The organism is Staphylococcus pettenkoferi, assembly GCF_002902685.1.
In the GTDB taxonomy this organism is placed as follows: domain Bacteria; phylum Bacillota; class Bacilli; order Staphylococcales; family Staphylococcaceae; genus Staphylococcus; species Staphylococcus pettenkoferi.
In genome coordinates this window covers 1-1,444 of the sequence record NZ_PPRN01000106.1, presented here as the reverse complement: position 1 = coordinate 1,444, position 1,444 = coordinate 1, and the positions used below count along the sequence as shown (strand labels likewise).

Here is a 1,444-nt window from a genome sequence, read left to right as displayed (position 1 = left end):
ATTTAGTAATATATATCAAATATTAGATATAGACTCTATTCCTTCTAGAGTACTAATTAAAAATCTTAGTGATGGTCAGAAACAAAAACTGAAATTTTTAAGTTTTCTACTCGAAGACAATCAATTAGTGATTTTGGATGAGGTAACCAATGCTTTAGATAAGAAGACGGTTACCGAAATACAAGAATTTTTGAACATCTTTATAAAAGAACATCCAAATAAAACGATTATCAATATTACCCATAATTTATCAGACTTAAAAAATATACCTGGTAAATATTTCGCCTTGCAAGACAGAGGTATTCAAGAGTATCAATCGAAAGATGACTTAATTCAAGATTATATTAATCTGTAAAAAGGGGAAGAATAATGAAGTTAGAATTTAAAAAAAGTTTAACCAACAAAATAGTATTAATTCTTTGCGTTTTATTTTTATTTCTTTTTTTACTGGGTTACTTTCTACCTGTAGGAATTGATAAAGTAAAGCACCTTGGATATGGTCAGTACTTTTTTAGTGCATATACTGTAGCGACAGAATTTGGTTTCTTACTATTTTCATTTATCATCGCTTACTTTATTAACAAAGAGTATTCAAACAAAAATACGCTTTTTTATAAACTTATCGGTGATAATGTGTACACTTTCTTTTATAAAAAGGCACTCGTATTATTTGTTGAATGCTTTCTCATAATTTGGATATTTATTACTGTAATTTCTTTGATATTCGGTGATTTCACACATTATCTATTACTATTATTGTTATTTGGATTAGTTATATTGCAGTATATTCTAATCATAGGCACGATAAGTATGCTATTTTCTAATATATTGCTTAGTATAGGTATAAGTATTGTGTTTTGGATTGGGTCTATTATTTTAGTAGCAGTTAATAAAAGTATATTCGGTATTATAGCACCATTTGAGGCTAGCAACACCATGTATCATACAGTTAATAAAATACTACAAAACGATATACAATTTTTAAGTTCTCATGATGTAATAACATTAGTTATCTTTTTCGTTGCATTATTTATTATTAACTTTATTTTACTTACTTTAGCTAAAAAACGATGGTTAAGATTAGGGCTTTAAATATCTATCATCAATGAGTTTGGGACAAGAAATAAGAAAGTGTTAAATGACGAAGTAATTCATGATTAAAATGAATTATAAGTGAATTTTCAATGTGACCTTGAGACGCTTGATGGAGCTAGACCACAACGAAAATCCATTCCTAGCGCTTTAATAGCGATAGGAATTAGTTGAGTGTGGTCCCATAAGCAAGCGAAAGGTATAACATTGAAAATGAAAGGCACTTGATCTTGTCTCAAACTCTTTTACTTATTTTGAGTTTCAAATGAACTTTAAATATTTTTAATATTGTGTATAATAAATATGAAAGGGCTTACATAAAAATATTATTTCTTTTACGACTATAAATAAT

2 protein-coding genes are annotated in these 1,444 nt (G+C 27.4%); both read left to right on the top strand.

Annotated features, from left to right (window positions below; all coding sequences use genetic code 11):
• Window positions 1–355, top strand: a 355-nt coding sequence (locus tag CD126_RS11885; protein ID WP_142381376.1) for an ATP-binding cassette domain-containing protein, incomplete at its 5' end; no start/stop codon positions are given.
• Between the two features lie 14 nt (window positions 356–369).
• On the top strand, window positions 370–1,092 hold the full coding sequence (locus tag CD126_RS11880; RefSeq protein WP_049408007.1) for a peptide ABC transporter permease: 723 nt from the start codon (window positions 370–372) through the stop codon (window positions 1,090–1,092).
• Window positions 1,093–1,444 lie beyond the last annotated feature (352 nt).